Genomic DNA, 15,396 nt, shown 5'->3' on the forward strand with positions numbered 1-15,396 from the left:
TGATGAAAAAAGTAACGATTGAGATGGAAAATGGCGGTGTAATGAAGGGCGAGCTCTATGAGGATATCGCGCCGATTACTGTGGAAAACTTTGAGAAGTTAGCGAAAGAGGGCTTCTATGACGGATTGACTTTCCACAGAGTAATTCCTGGCTTTATGATTCAGGGCGGTTGCCCGCAGGGCAATGGAACAGGCGGTCCGGGCTACTGCATTCAGGGAGAGTTCACCTCCAACGGATGGGATAATGATTTGGCGCATACAGTAGGCGTTTTGTCCATGGCGAGGACAATGATGCCTAATTCCGCAGGCTCTCAGTTCTTTATCATGGTGGCTGACGCGCCGCACCTGGATGGGCAGTATGCTTCCTTTGGAAAGATTACAGAGGGTGTGGAAGTAGCTTTTGATATTGCGGCAGTTCCAAGAGATGGTATGGATAAACCGCTGGAACCGGTAAAGATTAAAACTATCACAGTAGAATAACTTGGAAAAAGAAGTCGCAAACCTGTGTGAAAAGAGGGATTTCTGGGTATATATTCTGGGCTAACCTATGCGTTCTCCGTTTGGGAGAATTAAGAAAGGAATGAATGAAATCCATGTCATTTTTTAAAGACGTTCATGAAGATATCCAGACAGTGTTAAAGAAGGACCCGGCTGCGAGAAACAGTTTGGAAGTCCTTCTCTGCTATCCCGGCATATGGGCGCTAATCTGGCATAAGCCGGCACATTTTCTGTATCGGCATGATCTGAAGCTTTTAGCGAGAATTATTTCCCAGACTACCAGATTTTTTACGGGAATTGAAATCCATCCGGGAGCAACCATCGGCAGACGCTGCTTTATCGACCATGGTATGGCTGTTGTCATCGGTGAGACTACGGAAATCGGCGACGATGTCACGTTATATCAGGGAGTTACTCTGGGCGGTACGGGTAAGGATACGGGAAAACGTCATCCGACCATAGGCAATAGAGTGATCGTCAGCTCCGGAGCCAGAGTTTTGGGCCCGTTTAAGGTGGGAGATGATGTAAAAATCGGATCCGGGTCTATCGTACTCAATGAAATTCCGCCGGGATGTACAGTTGTGGGCATACCGGGAAAGATTGTTCGCCGGTATGGTGAAAGCACAGAGGATTTGAATCAGGTCGATTTGCCGGACCCTGTGGCAACAGAGCTGGAGTGCCTACGCCGGAGGGTTGTTATGCTGGAAAACAAAATCAATCAGTTGACAAGCGATCAGAAAGGGAAAGAAAATGAGGATATATAACACGCTGACGAGAAAGAAAGAAGAATTCGTACCGATAAAAGACGGTGAAGTTTCCATTTATGTCTGTGGTCCTACGGTATATAACTTCTTCCACATTGGAAACGCCAGACCTTTCGTTGTATTTGACACGTTGAGAAAATATATGGAATACAGTGGATATAAGGTTAAATTTATTCAGAACTTTACGGATGTGGATGATAAAATTATTAACAGGGCCAGAGAAGAAGGCATTACTGCGCCGGAGGTTTCTGAGAAATATATCGGCGAATACTATAAGGATGCGGCAGCTTTGAATGTAAGAAAGGCTGACGTACACCCGAGGGTATCTGAACACATCGACGATATTATCGCTTTTGTTCAGACCTTGGTCGATAAGGGATTTGCCTATGAGGCTGACGGCGACGTTTATTTTTCCACGAGAAAATTCGACGGATATGGCAAGCTGTCCGGACAGAATATCGATGATTTAGAGTCCGGCGCCAGAATTGCAGTCGGCGAGGTGAAACAGGATCCGCTGGATTTTGCGCTGTGGAAAGCAAGAAAAACAGACGATGAAATTGCGTGGAAGTCTCCGTGGGGCATGGGTCGACCAGGCTGGCATATTGAATGCTCTGCGATGAGCAAAAAGCATTTGGGCGATACGATCGATATACATGCGGGCGGTCAGGATCTGCAGTTCCCGCATCATGAGAATGAGATCGCACAGTCGGAATGCTGCAATGGCGTACCTTTCGCTCATTATTGGATGCACAACGGTTATATTACGATAGACAATGAGAAGATGTCTAAATCCAAGGGTAATTTCTTTACAGTCAGAGATATCTTGAAGGATTACAAAGGGGAGGTCATGCGCTTCTTCCTGCTGTCAGGCCATTACAGAAGTCCGATCAATTTCAGTGACACCTTGATGGAGCAGGCAAAAAACGGTCTCGCCAGAATGGAAAATTGTAAGGAGAATTTGGCTTATTTAGCGGAATCGGGTTCTGACGGAGATATGACCGGCGAGGAAAAGGATGCTTTTAACGCATATGAAAAATATAGAGAAGAATTTAAGAAGGCTATGGACGACGATTTGAACACGGCTGATGCTATCAGCGCTGTATTTGAATTGATTACTACTGCTAATACAGCGGTGAAGGACGGAGCGACAAAAGCCTTTGCGAAGGCTTCTTTAGAAACCTTGATGGAATTTGCTGATGTGTTGGGATTGCTGCAGGGCAAGAATGATAATGAGATCGATGATGAAATCCAGAAGCTGGTAGATGAAAGGCAGGAAGCCAGAAAGTCAAAGAATTTTGCCAGGGCGGATGAAATCAGAGATATTTTGAAGGAAAAGGGCATTACTTTGAAGGATACCCCGCAGGGTGTGCAGATCATCAAGGAGTAAGATGGAAAAACTGAATCGAAGGGAAATCAATACGACGGCATTGGCTTTTTTAGGCGATGCCGTCTATGAAGTATATATTAGAAAACATATCATGGATTTTGGAGAGCAGAACGCGGACAGGCTTCATCGAATGGCTGTCAGGTATGTTCGTGCTGACGGACAGGCGAAGGCAGTGAAAGCTTTGATGGATGGATTTTTGTCGGAAGATGAAATTCGTCTGGTCAAACGCGCCAGAAACCATAAGACGTCGTCAAAGGCTCGGAGCGCGGATGCAGTAACGTATAAATTGGCTACAGCCTTTGAGGCGTTGATAGGTTATCTGTATTTGGGCGGGCAGAAGGAGAGACTTTCTGCGATTATGAGACAGGCTGTAAAGGAGATTGAAAAATGAGTAAAGCAGATGTGCTATTTGTGAGTATGTGCAGGGACATTTTGGATCACGGCTTTTCCAGTGAGGGACAAATGGTTCGTGCAAAATGGGAGGACGGTACGCCTGCCCACACCATTAAAAGCTTCGGTGTAGTCAACCGCTATGATTTATCTGAGGAGTTTCCGGCATTAACACTGCGGCCAACCGCGATTAAGTCAGCGGTTGATGAGATGCTGTGGATTTGGCAGAAAAAGTCTAACAATATTAAGGATCTGAATAGCAGAATCTGGGATCAATGGGCCGACGAAAACGGGTCTATCGGTAAGGCTTACGGATATCAGCTGGGCGTTAAATATCGTTTCGGACAGGGAGAGATGGATCAGGTCGACAATGTCATTTGGCAGCTGAAGAACACGCCTTATTCTCGCCGTATCATGACGAATATATATAACTTTTCGGATTTGCAGGAAATGGGATTGGAACCGTGCGCTTACAGCATGACTTTTAATGTGACGGGCAATAGGCTGAACGCCATTCTCAATCAGCGTTCGCAGGATATATTGACGGCGAATAACTGGAATGTAGTGCAGTATTCCGTCCTGGTACATATGTTGGCGCAGGTCTGCGGTCTTGTGGCGGGGGAACTGATTCACGTAATTGCTGACGCGCATATCTACGACCGTCATGTGCCTGTTATTGAGGAACTGATTGAAAGACCACAGTATCCGGCGCCCAAGTTCCGCCTCAATCCTGAGATAAAGAATTTCTATGATTTTACGGTGGATGATATTGAAATTACAGATTACCAGAAAAATCCGCAGGTTAAAAATATTCCTGTAGCAATCTGACAACTGAAAGGAGTTTTATGAAACTGATACTTGCAGCAGATGAAAACTGGGCCATTGGCTATAAGGGCGGATTGCTCTGTCACTTGCCGGGAGACCTGAAATACTTTAAGGAGAGAACCGAGGGAAAAACCGTAATTATGGGACGTCCTACGCTGGAAAGCCTGCCGGGCGCAAAGCCTCTGCCTAAGAGGGAGAATATTGTTTTGACCGGAAATACTGATTATACGGCAGAAGGAGCCGCAATCGCGCATTCAGAGAAAGAATTAGATGAGATTCTTGCCGGAAAGAATACTGACGACGTATTTATCATCGGCGGAGGGAAGGTTTATCGAGAGTTCTTGAACTGGTGTGATACTTGCTACGTCACGAAAATTTTTGATAAGTTTCTAGCAGATACGTGGTTTGTTAATCTGGATGAAATGAAGGATTTTTCTATCGTATGGCAAAGCGAGGTGCAGGAGGAAAAAGGAATTCGATATCAGTTTTTGGAGTACAGGAGAATATAATGGCTAAGAATAAGCGAGATTGGGCGGCTATTAGCGCCCGAAAGGGAAAGCCGTATAACCCGAAGGGGGAAAGGACGCAGAAGGCGGTAAGACCGAAGCCTCAGCAGCATGAGGACACCTTGCCTGATCCTCCTTTTGATGGAAAAAACATGATTATCGGACGCAATCCGGTGATAGAGGCGTTGAAGAACGGCCGGGATATGGAGAAAATTCTGGTTGGCAGGGGCGCGGAAGGATCGATTGCGAAGATCATTGCCATGGCGAGGGAACAGGGTGTGACGATTTATCAAAGTGATAAAGCTGCGTTGGACAGGCTCGCTGCGGGACGGCCGCATCAGGGGGTAATAGCGGTGGCTTCGGCATATGCGTACGGGGAGCTTTCAGATATTTATGAGAAGGCTGCTGCGCGGGGAGAAGAACCTTTTGTTGTAATTTTAGATAATCTGGAGGATCCGCACAATCTTGGCGCTATCATGCGGACCTGTGAATGTTCCGGAGCGCATGGAGTGATCATTCCTAAACGTCACGCCTGTGGACTGACAGAGGTGGTAGCAAAAGCATCGGCCGGCGCGGTGGAGTATGTGCCGTGTGTCAGAGTAACCAATATCGGGCAAACGATTGACGGATTGAAAAAGGACGGCTTTTGGATAGCGGCCTGTGACATGGGAGGAAGCTTGTACTATGAGCAGGATCTCAGTGGAAAGCTGGCGATTGTTATCGGCAGCGAGGGTGCGGGGATCAGCAGACTGGTGAAGGAGAAATGTGACTTTACCGTTTCTATGCCGATGGTGGGAAAAATCAATTCCCTGAACGCGTCTAACGCGGCGGCAGTTTTGATGTATGAGGTAAGAAGGCAGAGAGATGGTCGATAGAGATTTGAATGTGCTCACAGATGAATCTATTGTAAAGATGGCGCAGGAGGGCAGCAGCACAGCATATGAATATCTGATCGATAAGTACAAGGGGCTTGCCAGGAGTAAGGCGGCTACGTATTTCATCGTGGGCGCGGATAAGGATGACGTTATTCAGGAAGGAATGATAGGCATCTTTAAGGCTGTCCGAGATTTTGATCAGGAGGGTGAAGCATCCTTTCGAACCTTTGTGGAGCTCTGCGTTAACCGACAAATTATTTCGGCAATCAAGGGCGCGAATCGCCAAAAACACCAGATTCTTAATAAATCTGTATCGTTAAGCGCGCGACCGGAAAATGAAAATGATGAAACGCCGGCTCTGGCAGAGCGCTTAGCGGCGAACAGCGCGGATACAGATCCGGAAGTTATGATGCTGATGCGGGAGGTTATAGAGTTTCTCAAGGCTAACGAGCAGAATTTGTTCAGCCCGTTGGAGAATCAGGTTTGGGAGCAGATGCTGAAAGGGCGCGGCTACAGGGAAATTGCGTTTCGACTGCGAAGATCCACAAAGACGGTGGATAACGCTATGCAGCGAATTAAGAAGAAAGTGGAGATGTATTTGGAAAACTGAGTTGGACTGGATTGCTGCGGCTGGAAAGGGGCTGCAAGGACAATGATGTGATGAAGGCAGGATCGATGACAGAGCGGTTCTGGACGGATGTATATTTTGATCATGAGGCGAGCATTTGTTTGCTTTGGATTTTTAAGATTTTCCATTGACAAAGGAGAAAAACTATAGTAATATATAAAGGCTTGATGCGCTGTTGTAGCTCAGTAGGTAGAGCACTTCCTTGGTAAGGAAGAGGTTCGGCAGTTCAAATCTGCTCAACAGCTCCAAGTAGTAAAGACGTTGGATTTTCAGCGTCTTTTTTCGTTTTCGTGTATGCAGGACTGCTTCTGTAAACAGTAAGAATTATGCGGGGAAGCGGTCTTGCGGTGGAGAGAATAAAAAGAATGATGGCGCAAAGGTAAAAACAGCAGTAAATGGATTTCTATACTGATATAATACAGCCAAGTTTGTCGTTTTTCTTTAAAACTTAAACTTTTCATGGGTTTGACCAGGCGACGGGCAGGAAATAGCTTGTAAACTGTGGAAAACTATGATAAAATATTCCGTAGGTTTGAGTAAAACCCAACAAGCAGATTTGGGGACGCCCAAGTCTGCCTTTCTAAAAATAACGTTATACAATTAGGAGGAAAATAAAAATGGCAAAACAGAAGTTTGAAAGAACAAAACCGCATATTAACATCGGAACCATCGGGCACGTAGACCATGGAAAGACAACACTGACAGCAGCAATCACAACAACGCTGTATCAGAGATACGGACTAGGCGAGAAGGTAGAATTTGACCAGATCGACAAAGCGCCGGAAGAAAAAGAAAGAGGAATCACAATCTCAACAGCGCACGTAGAGTATGAAACACCGAATAGACACTACGCGCACGTAGACTGCCCGGGCCACGCTGACTATGTAAAGAACATGATCACAGGAGCAGCACAGATGGATGGAGCTATCCTGGTAGTAGCAGCAACAGACGGACCGATGCCGCAGACAAGAGAGCATATCCTGCTGTCCAGACAGGTAGGCGTACCATATATCATCGTATTCCTGAACAAGTGCGACATGGTAGATGACGAAGAACTGCTGGATCTGGTAGAAATGGAAGTAAGAGAGCTGCTGGATGAGTATGAATTCCCAGGAGATGATACACCGATCATCAGAGGATCCGCACTGGGCGCATTGGAAGATCCAACAAGCGCATGGGGAGATAAGATTGTAGAACTGTTTGAAGCAGTAGACAGCTACATTCCAGAACCAGACAGAGACAACGATAAGCCGTTCCTGATGCCAGTAGAGGACGTATTCTCCATCACAGGTCGTGGAACAGTAGCGACAGGAAGAGTAGAGAGAGGCGTACTGAAGGTAGGCGAAGAAGTAGAAATTATCGGACTGACAGAAGAAAAGAGAAGCGTAGTCGTAACAGGACTGGAAATGTTCAGAAAGCTGTTAGACCAGGCAGAGACAGGAGACAACATCGGAGCGCTGCTGAGAGGCGTACAGAGAACAGAGATCGAAAGAGGACAGGTACTGGCAAAGCCGGGAACAATCCATCCGCATACAAAGTTCAAGGGACAGGTATACGTACTGAAGAAGGAAGAAGGCGGAAGACATACACCGTTCTTTAACGGATACAGACCGCAGTTCTACTTCAGAACAACAGACGTAACAGGAGATCTGCAGTTACCGGCAGGAACAGAGATGTGCATGCCAGGGGACAACGTAGTAATGGAGATCAGCCTGATCACACCGATCGCAATTGAAGAAGGACTGAGATTCGCGATCAGAGAAGGCGGAAGAACAGTAGGATCCGGCGTAGTAACAGAGATTATTGAATAATGTCTGTGAAGTAAGCAGAAGGCAGAGCTGTATAATAAAGAGAAAAAGCGAGGACAGAAATGTTCTCGCTTTTTAATTGGGATGGTATAGCTGCTCGCTACTTGGCATGATAGGCAACGAGAGCAATATCTTTTCCGCAGCTTGCAGACAGCTTTGCTTCAGCATCGCTGAGCACCTTTACATCGTCAGGCGCAAGTTGGGCAAGTTTATCCTTTTCCATAGAATATCCTCCTTTCATAGAAACATTAAGATTTAGTATTTGAAAGAGGACGAAGAATATTCGTGGTGTGCTTGTTGAAAAGTAGATGAAATCATAAGGGGGATTGTTAACGTAAAGCTAAAAGAAAATCGAATAATGGCCCAAGTATATCTAAAATATGACCGATTATCGCAAATATCGCCCGTTTTTCGCAAAGTTCTTGCAAGTAGCAACTACATATGATAAGGTCAAATTGACCTTGATTTACCTATAATTAAAATGTAGTGTAAAAACAGATGCCTTTGTGATACAATTTTAGTAAGAGAGGTTACTTAAAAGGAGGATTGTCATGAGGATATGCATCTGTGATGACATGATATCTGATTTACGGATATTGAAGACATTATGTGAGGAATATTTGCAGAAAAGGAGAATAGATGCTGAAGTAATTTGCACGAAGGATGCAGAGTTGCCATTACGCGAAGCTTTTGATTTGTTGATTTTAGATATTGAGATGCCAGGGATCAGTGGAATTGACGTGAAAAATGCTTTAATAGGATGTGACCGGCCGTTAATTATTTTCGTAACTAGTTATGTGGAGAATATGAAAGACGCTTTTGGCCCTAACGTTATGGCGTTCATGCAGAAACCGGTAGAAAGTGAGGACTTTGCTTTCTATATGGATCAGGCCCTCAGGCTTTTGATGGCAGGTAAGATCATTTTGCTGGAAAGAGGAAGGGCAGTTTCCACAGAAAAGATTGTGATGATTACAACGGACGAAAAGTATATTAAAGCTGTCTTTTTTGACGGCACGAAAACCGGATTGATGAAGAAAAGTCTATCAGTTTGGGAAAAGGAATTGGCAGATGTGTTTTTTATCAGGGTAAATTCATCTTGTTTACTGAACTGCAAGTATATCGAAACATTTGAGGGAGATCAGGTGATATTAAAAAATGGCGTGAAAATAAAAGCCAGTAAGCGACAGAAAACAGCGTGCCGAGAAAGATTTTTGGATTACATACGGAGGTACGTCAAATTGGCTTAAGTTGTGAGGAGGATGACATGATTACGTTTGTACTGGAACTACTGATTTTACTGCTGTTATTTAGACGTGTACTTGGTTATGAATTTCGCAGAGAATGGAAATTTATTGTAATAGGAATAGGGATTGTTTTGATTCGAGGAATTGTGATGTTATTATGTCCGGAAGCGCATGACGCGTTATACTGTCTTGGCATTTTAATTCCAGCTGCTGCAATGCCTTTCTTTTTTCGGGGACGCCCCGTTATTTTACTGGGGATTGGCGTGTGCATGATACGGCTTTTCTGCATGTTGGACAGACTCTTTACAGGAATTTGGATTCTCGCGGCTAAAGGGAACGCTATGGAAGTGGATTTGACATTGACCTATATCATGGGCGAACTGACGTGTCTGGTTGTTTTCCTCATATTGTCTGGAATACTGGGCAAGGAGAAGAAACAAATTTCGCTGACGACTGATAAGATGAACCCGATTATCCTCATCCTGTTCATTTTGTACACACTTATTGCAGATTATAATCCATATGGAATAGGCGCTTTGCCGCAGTCTTTGTTTTATATAATCCACGCGGAAAATCTGGTCAAAAACGGGGTATTAGCGATAGCGATAACGGTAGTTTTTGTTTTGGTTTACATCATGCTTGCTCAGCGAAAAGAGATGAAAAGAATGATACTGCTCAATGAGCGGTGTATTTCTGAGCAGGCAGAGCAATATCGTCTTACTGGTGAGGAGGGCAAGAAGTGGAGAAAGTTTCGACATGATTATAACGAGCTTATTTCAGTTCTTCAGGTTATAGCGCAGGAAGGAGACATAAAGCGGTTACGTGAGTACATATCGACTTTGGCAGAAATCAAGAGCGAGCATAAGCTGGTATATACAAACAATTTAATTTGCGACGCTATTCTTACTCGGTATGCAGCGCTTTGCCGCGCGGAAAATATCGAATTGAAAATTCACGGGACTTTTCCTGATCAGCTTTATATTTCTGATACAGATTTGTGCGTCCTTATTTCCAATGGAATGAAAAATGCTTATGAAGCTGTGCAAAAGTGCGAGATAGAGCGGATGATTGAATTCAATATCGGCAATCGTGGTAATTATGTGGACTTTATAATTGCGAATACAACATGTGAGGCATTGACTATTGAAGATGGACGGCCGAAAACTACCAAGTCTGACAGACGGAATCATGGATTGGGAACACAGAATATGCTGGAGACGGCCAGGAAAAATGGAGGCAGTGTAACGTGGTCCTTCAATGAGCCGAATTTAGTGTCTGTTGAGATATTAGTATGCTGTGCTAAGAGAAATTTAGTGTCATAATTTACGGAAAGTGACCGATTTTCGCAAAAATCGCCCGTTTTTCGCAAAAAGTTTGCTTTACTATTGCGCAGAGAGTATACTGATTTTACGAAATGGATGACACTGCGCAGGTGATCCTTAATATGAAGGAGAAAAATATGAAAAAGAAATTATTAACAACCACATTAGCCTTATCTTTATTTGCATCTGTTGGAACAGCAGCGTTTGCAGAAAGCGGGAATACAACAATCAGTACAGTTGAACAATTGAAATCCGCTGTTGCGGAAGATGCTTCTGACGGATACTTCTCAGAGGCAGAGAAGACTGCGTTACTAGAGCAGACTACAGATGAAGTCGTAAGCGCGTTGGTTTCAGAGAAATTGGATGCGGCTGCGGATTTACTTAACGGACAAGAAATTACAGCAGAGATGCAGAAGCTGCCCGGCGGCACAGAAAAGGCAGTTTATACTTATGACTTAGGTGATAATTGTGAACTAGTGGTTGAGTTACTTGATAGAGCTGAATTGGCTGGAATGGAATCAGGCATTATGCCAATGGCTACTTCCGGAAGCAGCGATGTTTGGAAGGACTACGGAAACCGCTATTTTACGGCAAAGGCCAGCGTAAAATGCAATGTAGCGACAGTTAACTTCAGTCTCGAAAACCATTACATTTTGTCAGCCAATGGAATCGACATGAACTATGGAAATGCTTACGCAACCACCAGCAGCGGCGGTACGTTGATGAGTCATGAAAATCCTGTTATTACAGACAGCACCGCAAGAACGCCTGGTGCGTCAGATGTAAATATGTATTGCATCTTCTCTTGCAAATCAGGTTCTGTCGGCCCGGATAAATATAAGATAAATACGACAGTAAAGTATTTATCCCATGACAAGACTGGTAAGAGAATTAAGGTTGGACAGGTCTGGAATTTAGTGAAGATGTAGAAAACTTTACATTGAGAAAAGAAAAGGGTGATGCGTATGAAATAAAGATAATTCCTAGGAAAACCTAAAATGTGAAGCAGAGGGATACGTTAATATTAGTATTTTGGAGATCTTTAACTATTAATCTGAATTGAAATGAACAATAGTTCAAGCAGGTGTTATGAGTGGAGGTAAACTATGATGAGTATCAGAAAGTTTAAGCCAGTAGGTGTGGTATTGTGCGTTGCATTGATTATCAATTTGTTTCCTGGGGTGATTTTTGCAGGAACAGAAAAAGAAGATCGTATTTTGAAACAAGCACCCCAAGTATACACTAAAAAAAATATGGAGGAGACGGAGATTCTAAAGGAAAATGTACAGACGTATATGAAAACAATAGAACCATATGAGGTTACGGGTAAAAAGAATTTGGATGTGCCATTATATAAGCAAAGTAATAATTACTATTGTGGTCCGGCAAGTACTCGAATGACGTTAAAATATCTTGGAAAGGATATAACACAATCGGCTTTAGCATCTCAAATGGGAACAACTTCAGCAGATGGTACTTATGTATATCAAATTGTGAATGCTCTAAATAACCATTTAGGAGGAACGAAATACAAGTATGTACTCAATTCTAATATATCTTTTGGGAGTGGTTTGACATATAGTATTGATAAAGGGAGACCTGTAATTTGCCACGTCGATACGATAAAACTTCCGATCTATAAGGAAGATAAAAAGAGCACAGGCCATTACGTTGTTGCAACGGGATATTATTATAAGGCAGTTGGTGGAACAGGGGTAGATACTGTTTATTATAATGATCCAAACAATAATAGTAAGTATTATGGGAGAAAGACTTGTACATGGAGTGAAATGCGTAATGCGATTTTAGAGAATGCTGGGTATTATATTATGTCCATTTAAAAAAGGGGGGGATGAGATGAATCGCAGAGTACATTCTATTAAATACATACTTATTTGTTTCGCGATGTGCACGATTTTTTGTTATGGATGTTCTACCGATAACCAGAAGCCGAGAGGTGTTGTTGATCTTCAGCAAATCGATGTAAAGTTTAATGTTGGCGAAGATGAAACAGCTACCTGTACTTACCGAGACGGTAAGGATATGATCTTTTCCATAGGATCAAGAAACGGAAAACCGGAAGGCCCGCTACTTAATACTGACAGACTCGTTCTGTATAATATAGAAAGGCAGACAGAAAAAGTTTTCAGTCTTGATATCGGAGAATATGTATACCGTGCGGTAAAAGTGAATGACGGAGTTCTGTATGCCGTTTATGAATTGCGTGATGACGACAGATATAATTGGTATCTCAGATATTTAGAGGATGACGGGGAAAAGACTGTAGATTCAGGAATCTGCGGTAGCTATGACGATATACCAGCAATACAGATGATCGGAGATATTCCATATTATCTGTACACTGATCAACATGAGAAAAGTGATTTGAAATATGAACTAGGGGTTAGAAGGTTCGAGGACAATGAAGTGGAAACTGTCCTTGCGAAAAAGAAGAAAACAAATGATGGAATGTCACTCTTTTTATCTAACGGACAGGAGTACTGCTTTTTAACGGGTAAAGATTTTCCAACGGTTTGCATAGGCGACGCATCTGGTATCAAACATGAGCAGAAGCTTGACATGAAGATGATCGATTATGGAATCAACGATGATTATGTAATTTGTTCTCTCGGAACTGAAGATAAAGGCAAGGAGGAACTGGCGTTGGTATCCATCAACATCAAAACGGGGGATCTGGTGAAAAGCGAGGCAAAAGAACAATATTATCGTACCCAAGGCTCAGGAGATGTTTTCTTATGTGTTGACTGGCAGTTTACACCGTATAGGATGGATGTAGACGAGGATGGCCTGGTAACTATTGCAGAACTGGAATATCCGGAAGCCGTAGACCTGCCGAATAGTCCGGTACTGTTCTATCCACTGGGAAATAGGGATTACATGATGTGCTACGACCGAAAAATAAGCAGCAGTGAGAGCGTGGATGAATATTATAGATTCCGCCTAGAGTAGAATGCGCAGAAGAAGATCTGTGATGAGTTTGTGTCAGGGAGGAAATACGGTAAAGGGGATTATTACGTGGAGTGATAATCCCCCTTAGATAATAGAATAGAATTAAATGTGCGATAGGTTTTTCACTGTAATTTGTTAGTTTTAGGAATGCAGGATGATCTAAGCTTCGGCGATGCAGTACGTGAACGTCTTGAGGGGGATGGAAGCAGTAGTTATCGTAAAATCATGAAATTTCATTTTTACAGTGAAAAACCTATCGTATATTGTAAAAAATAAAAGTGTTGTGACAAGTGATCAAAGGGCTTGCTGTCTCGCTTTTCATCAATATTGCTGAAAGCATAAAATATTAAATTTTCTTTAGAACTATCGACAAGTATCGACATTTTATAGTAAAATAAAAAAGTCTAAAGAAAAATGAAAAGGATATGCAATATGAGAAGCGACAAACATAAAAACATAGAGAACAAGCAGAAGGGCGGCCTCTATACGTTCACCAGATTCTGGGCAGTGCTTTATATTCTGGCATCGGCTGCCTTTTTTGGCGTTGTAATTTATATGGATCTTTTGCCGGCAAAATACATTTATATAAGCGCCGGCGTCGTGGCAGTTTTGATCTTGCTGCTGTTTCCTGCGCTATATTTCAGGCGGTTTAAGAAGTCCAGAAGAATTATCTCTTTGGTTTTATCTATGGCAGTTATGGCGGTATACGGTGTAGGCATTGTATATATGGCGGGTACGATGGATTTTCTTAATAAAATCACCACACGTCCGGCTGTTCAGACTGTTTCCTTTGATGTGATAGTCAGGTCTGACAGCGCATACGAGAACGCTGACAACATAAAGGGTTTGAAAGTCCAGACTTATTTGGATAATGACAGACTTTATTCCGAGGCGAAGAACCGGCTGCAGCAGGAGCAGAGGGTAGAATATGAGATGCAGGAGAGTCTGACCGCTTTGTCTGACGGCCTGTTGGATCAGACCTACGAGGTTTTGTTTATCAGTGAGGCCAGCTACAGCACCCTTTGTAGCGAGAGACAGAATTTCGAGACGGATACAAAGGTCATCTATCAGGTGAAGATAGAGAAGGAAACACAGGAGATAGCAAAGAAGGTAGACGTTACCAGTGAGCCGTTTAATTTTTATGTCAGTGGACTGGATATAGAAGGGGCAATTGATACGGTATCCCGTTCAGATGTAAATATGATCGTGACGGTAAATCCGAAGACGCATCGTGTGTTGCTGACATCTTTGCCGCGAGACGCTTACATTGATTTGAAGTCGGTAGAAGCGAAAGACAAGCTGACGCATACGGGCCTGATGGGAATTGAGGAAACTGTCGGCGTGGCTGAAAACTTGCTGGGTATTGACATCAATTACTATGGAAAGGTCAACTACACTACCGTAACCCGTTTGGTAGACGCTATCGGCGGTATCGATGTTGAATCTGATTATACTTTTACAACGCATGGTATGGGTGTGTATTATCAATTCTATGAGGGACCGAACCACTTAGACGGTTCGATGGCTCTGGCCTTTGCTCGTGAGAGAAAATCTTTTCCTGACGGGGATCTGCAGAGAAACCGCAACCAGCAGATCGTGCTGGAGGGTATTCTGAAAAAAGCGTTGTCCAGTTCGACGATTCTCACAAAATACACATCGATTCTCAATGCGGTAGAGGACAATGTGGACTTGAATCTGTCACAGGAGGATATTCAGAAGCTGGTTAAGATGCAGTTGGACGGTATGCCATCCTGGAAAATTGAGCGCCAGAGTATTATCGGTCAAAGTGGTATGGAGCCATGCTATTCTACAGGAGATTTTGCACAGGCCTCTGTAGTCTATTTGGATCAGGAGAGCATTATTAAGGCGCTAGATAAGATCGTAGCTGTGATGGAGGAGGAATAAAGCCGCAGAATTTTTGTAATTCCTTTGAAAAGTTGCGTGGGATTACCGCGCTGCGCAGGTATCAGAGCATTTTTATTGAAAAGTTGCGTGCGACGATTAAATCGTGCAGGTATCAAGAGATTTTTGTAAAAAAATTGCGCGCAGATGGGGGAATAGGAGCTTTTTTTCAAAAATGTTTAGACTATAGCCCTTTGAATGGGACAATTTTCCATAGTCGGAGAAGAATAAACTCTTAACGCGCAATTTCAGCCTTTTAAATCACAAATAGCTGCGAA

The 15,396-nt window shown here is 43.4% G+C and carries 16 protein-coding genes and 1 tRNA gene; 16 read left to right on the plus strand and 1 reads right to left on the minus strand.

What is annotated here, in order from left to right; all coding sequences use genetic code 11:
- Window positions 1-2 precede the first annotated feature (2 nt).
- The 10 genes from ACPW7J_RS01290 to tuf all read left to right on the plus strand — a co-directional run bounded on the left by ACPW7J_RS01290 (window position 3) and on the right by tuf (window position 7,683).
- A complete protein-coding gene (locus tag ACPW7J_RS01290; protein WP_424960437.1) occupies window positions 3-479 on the plus strand; it encodes a peptidylprolyl isomerase in 477 nt (158 codons plus the stop codon).
- 113 nt (window positions 480-592) lie between these two features.
- Window positions 593-1,261 carry a serine O-acetyltransferase gene (gene cysE, locus ACPW7J_RS01295; RefSeq protein ID WP_161875346.1) on the plus strand — a complete coding sequence of 223 codons (669 nt, stop codon included), beginning with the start codon at window positions 593-595 and terminating at the stop codon, window positions 1,259-1,261.
- Window positions 1,248-2,648 carry a cysteine--tRNA ligase gene (gene cysS / locus ACPW7J_RS01300; RefSeq protein ID WP_425756036.1) on the plus strand — a complete coding sequence of 467 codons (1,401 nt, stop codon included), beginning with the start codon at window positions 1,248-1,250 and terminating at the stop codon, window positions 2,646-2,648. Before cysE ends, cysS begins: the two co-directional genes overlap by 14 nt.
- A 1-nt stretch (window position 2,649) precedes the next feature.
- Window positions 2,650-3,039 (plus strand): Mini-ribonuclease 3, encoded by a 390-nt coding sequence (locus ACPW7J_RS01305; RefSeq protein ID WP_425756038.1) that lies wholly within the window; start codon window positions 2,650-2,652, stop codon window positions 3,037-3,039.
- Window positions 3,036-3,866 (plus strand): thymidylate synthase, encoded by an 831-nt coding sequence (gene thyA, locus ACPW7J_RS01310; RefSeq protein WP_161875349.1) that lies wholly within the window; start codon window positions 3,036-3,038, stop codon window positions 3,864-3,866. Before ACPW7J_RS01305 ends, thyA begins: the two co-directional genes overlap by 4 nt.
- Before the next feature lie 17 nt (window positions 3,867-3,883).
- A complete protein-coding gene (locus tag ACPW7J_RS01315; protein ID WP_425756040.1) occupies window positions 3,884-4,372 on the plus strand; it encodes a dihydrofolate reductase in 489 nt (162 codons plus the stop codon).
- A 149-nt stretch (window positions 4,373-4,521) separates the two neighbouring features.
- Entirely contained in the window at window positions 4,522-5,244 is a 723-nt protein-coding gene (gene rlmB, locus ACPW7J_RS01320) for a 23S rRNA (guanosine(2251)-2'-O)-methyltransferase RlmB (RefSeq protein WP_425757539.1), read from the plus strand.
- Entirely contained in the window at window positions 5,234-5,854 is a 621-nt protein-coding gene (gene sigH, locus ACPW7J_RS01325; protein ID WP_425756042.1) for an RNA polymerase sporulation sigma factor SigH, read from the plus strand. Before rlmB ends, sigH begins: the two co-directional genes overlap by 11 nt.
- A gap of 189 nt (window positions 5,855-6,043) precedes the next feature.
- A tRNA-Thr gene (locus ACPW7J_RS01330) sits at window positions 6,044-6,120 on the plus strand.
- 369 nt (window positions 6,121-6,489) lie between these two features.
- Window positions 6,490-7,683, plus strand: coding sequence for an elongation factor Tu (gene tuf, locus ACPW7J_RS01335; RefSeq protein ID WP_161875521.1), 1,194 nt, complete (start codon window positions 6,490-6,492; stop codon window positions 7,681-7,683).
- Window positions 7,684-7,780: 97 nt separating this feature from the next.
- Here the strand turns inward: tuf and ACPW7J_RS01340 are convergent, their stop codons facing one another.
- A complete protein-coding gene (locus ACPW7J_RS01340; RefSeq protein ID WP_424960515.1) occupies window positions 7,781-7,903 on the minus strand; it encodes a hypothetical protein in 123 nt (40 codons plus the stop codon).
- Window positions 7,904-8,231: 328 nt separating this feature from the next.
- Between ACPW7J_RS01340 and ACPW7J_RS01345 the strand changes: the two genes are divergently transcribed.
- The 6 genes from ACPW7J_RS01345 (at window position 8,232) to ACPW7J_RS01370 (ending at window position 15,121) form a co-directional block, all read left to right on the plus strand.
- A complete protein-coding gene (locus ACPW7J_RS01345; protein ID WP_424960514.1) occupies window positions 8,232-8,927 on the plus strand; it encodes a LytR/AlgR family response regulator transcription factor in 696 nt (231 codons plus the stop codon).
- 17 nt (window positions 8,928-8,944) lie between these two features.
- A complete protein-coding gene (locus tag ACPW7J_RS01350; protein ID WP_425756045.1) occupies window positions 8,945-10,246 on the plus strand; it encodes an ATP-binding protein in 1,302 nt (433 codons plus the stop codon).
- 137 nt (window positions 10,247-10,383) lie between these two features.
- Window positions 10,384-11,175 (plus strand): hypothetical protein, encoded by a 792-nt coding sequence (locus ACPW7J_RS01355; protein WP_161875486.1) that lies wholly within the window; start codon window positions 10,384-10,386, stop codon window positions 11,173-11,175.
- Window positions 11,176-11,352: 177 nt separating this feature from the next.
- Entirely contained in the window at window positions 11,353-12,087 is a 735-nt protein-coding gene (locus ACPW7J_RS01360; protein ID WP_425756047.1) for a C39 family peptidase, read from the plus strand.
- Between the two features lie 16 nt (window positions 12,088-12,103).
- Complete coding sequence (locus ACPW7J_RS01365) at window positions 12,104-13,216, plus strand: hypothetical protein (protein ID WP_425756048.1); 1,113 nt, start codon at window positions 12,104-12,106, stop codon at window positions 13,214-13,216.
- 432 nt (window positions 13,217-13,648) lie between these two features.
- Window positions 13,649-15,121, plus strand: coding sequence for an LCP family protein (locus ACPW7J_RS01370; RefSeq protein ID WP_425756050.1), 1,473 nt, complete (start codon window positions 13,649-13,651; stop codon window positions 15,119-15,121).
- Window positions 15,122-15,396 lie beyond the last annotated feature (275 nt).

It is taken from the genome of Ihubacter sp. rT4E-8 (assembly GCF_049852125.1).
Classification (GTDB): Bacteria; Bacillota; Clostridia; order Peptostreptococcales; family Anaerovoracaceae; genus Senimuribacter.

What these genes read in the sequence shown, in the direction of transcription:
- ACPW7J_RS01290 (WP_424960437.1), top strand. Translation starts at nt 3, where the DNA reads ATGAAAAAAGTAACGATTGAGATGGAAAATGGCGGTGTAATGAAGGGC.
- cysE (WP_161875346.1), top strand. Translation starts at nt 593, where the DNA reads ATGTCATTTTTTAAAGACGTTCATGAAGATATCCAGACAGTGTTAAAG.
- cysS (WP_425756036.1), top strand. Translation starts at nt 1,248, where the DNA reads ATGAGGATATATAACACGCTGACGAGAAAGAAAGAAGAATTCGTACCG.
- ACPW7J_RS01305 (WP_425756038.1), top strand. Translation starts at nt 2,650, where the DNA reads ATGGAAAAACTGAATCGAAGGGAAATCAATACGACGGCATTGGCTTTT.
- thyA (WP_161875349.1), top strand. Translation starts at nt 3,036, where the DNA reads ATGAGTAAAGCAGATGTGCTATTTGTGAGTATGTGCAGGGACATTTTG.
- ACPW7J_RS01315 (WP_425756040.1), top strand. Translation starts at nt 3,884, where the DNA reads ATGAAACTGATACTTGCAGCAGATGAAAACTGGGCCATTGGCTATAAG.
- rlmB (WP_425757539.1), top strand. Translation starts at nt 4,522, where the DNA reads ATGATTATCGGACGCAATCCGGTGATAGAGGCGTTGAAGAACGGCCGG.
- sigH (WP_425756042.1), top strand. Translation starts at nt 5,234, where the DNA reads ATGGTCGATAGAGATTTGAATGTGCTCACAGATGAATCTATTGTAAAG.
- tuf (WP_161875521.1), top strand. Translation starts at nt 6,490, where the DNA reads ATGGCAAAACAGAAGTTTGAAAGAACAAAACCGCATATTAACATCGGA.
- ACPW7J_RS01340 (WP_424960515.1), bottom strand. Translation starts at nt 7,903, where the DNA reads ATGGAAAAGGATAAACTTGCCCAACTTGCGCCTGACGATGTAAAGGTG.
- ACPW7J_RS01345 (WP_424960514.1), top strand. Translation starts at nt 8,232, where the DNA reads ATGAGGATATGCATCTGTGATGACATGATATCTGATTTACGGATATTG.
- ACPW7J_RS01350 (WP_425756045.1), top strand. Translation starts at nt 8,945, where the DNA reads ATGATTACGTTTGTACTGGAACTACTGATTTTACTGCTGTTATTTAGA.
- ACPW7J_RS01355 (WP_161875486.1), top strand. Translation starts at nt 10,384, where the DNA reads ATGAAAAAGAAATTATTAACAACCACATTAGCCTTATCTTTATTTGCA.
- ACPW7J_RS01360 (WP_425756047.1), top strand. Translation starts at nt 11,353, where the DNA reads ATGATGAGTATCAGAAAGTTTAAGCCAGTAGGTGTGGTATTGTGCGTT.
- ACPW7J_RS01365 (WP_425756048.1), top strand. Translation starts at nt 12,104, where the DNA reads ATGAATCGCAGAGTACATTCTATTAAATACATACTTATTTGTTTCGCG.
- ACPW7J_RS01370 (WP_425756050.1), top strand. Translation starts at nt 13,649, where the DNA reads ATGAGAAGCGACAAACATAAAAACATAGAGAACAAGCAGAAGGGCGGC.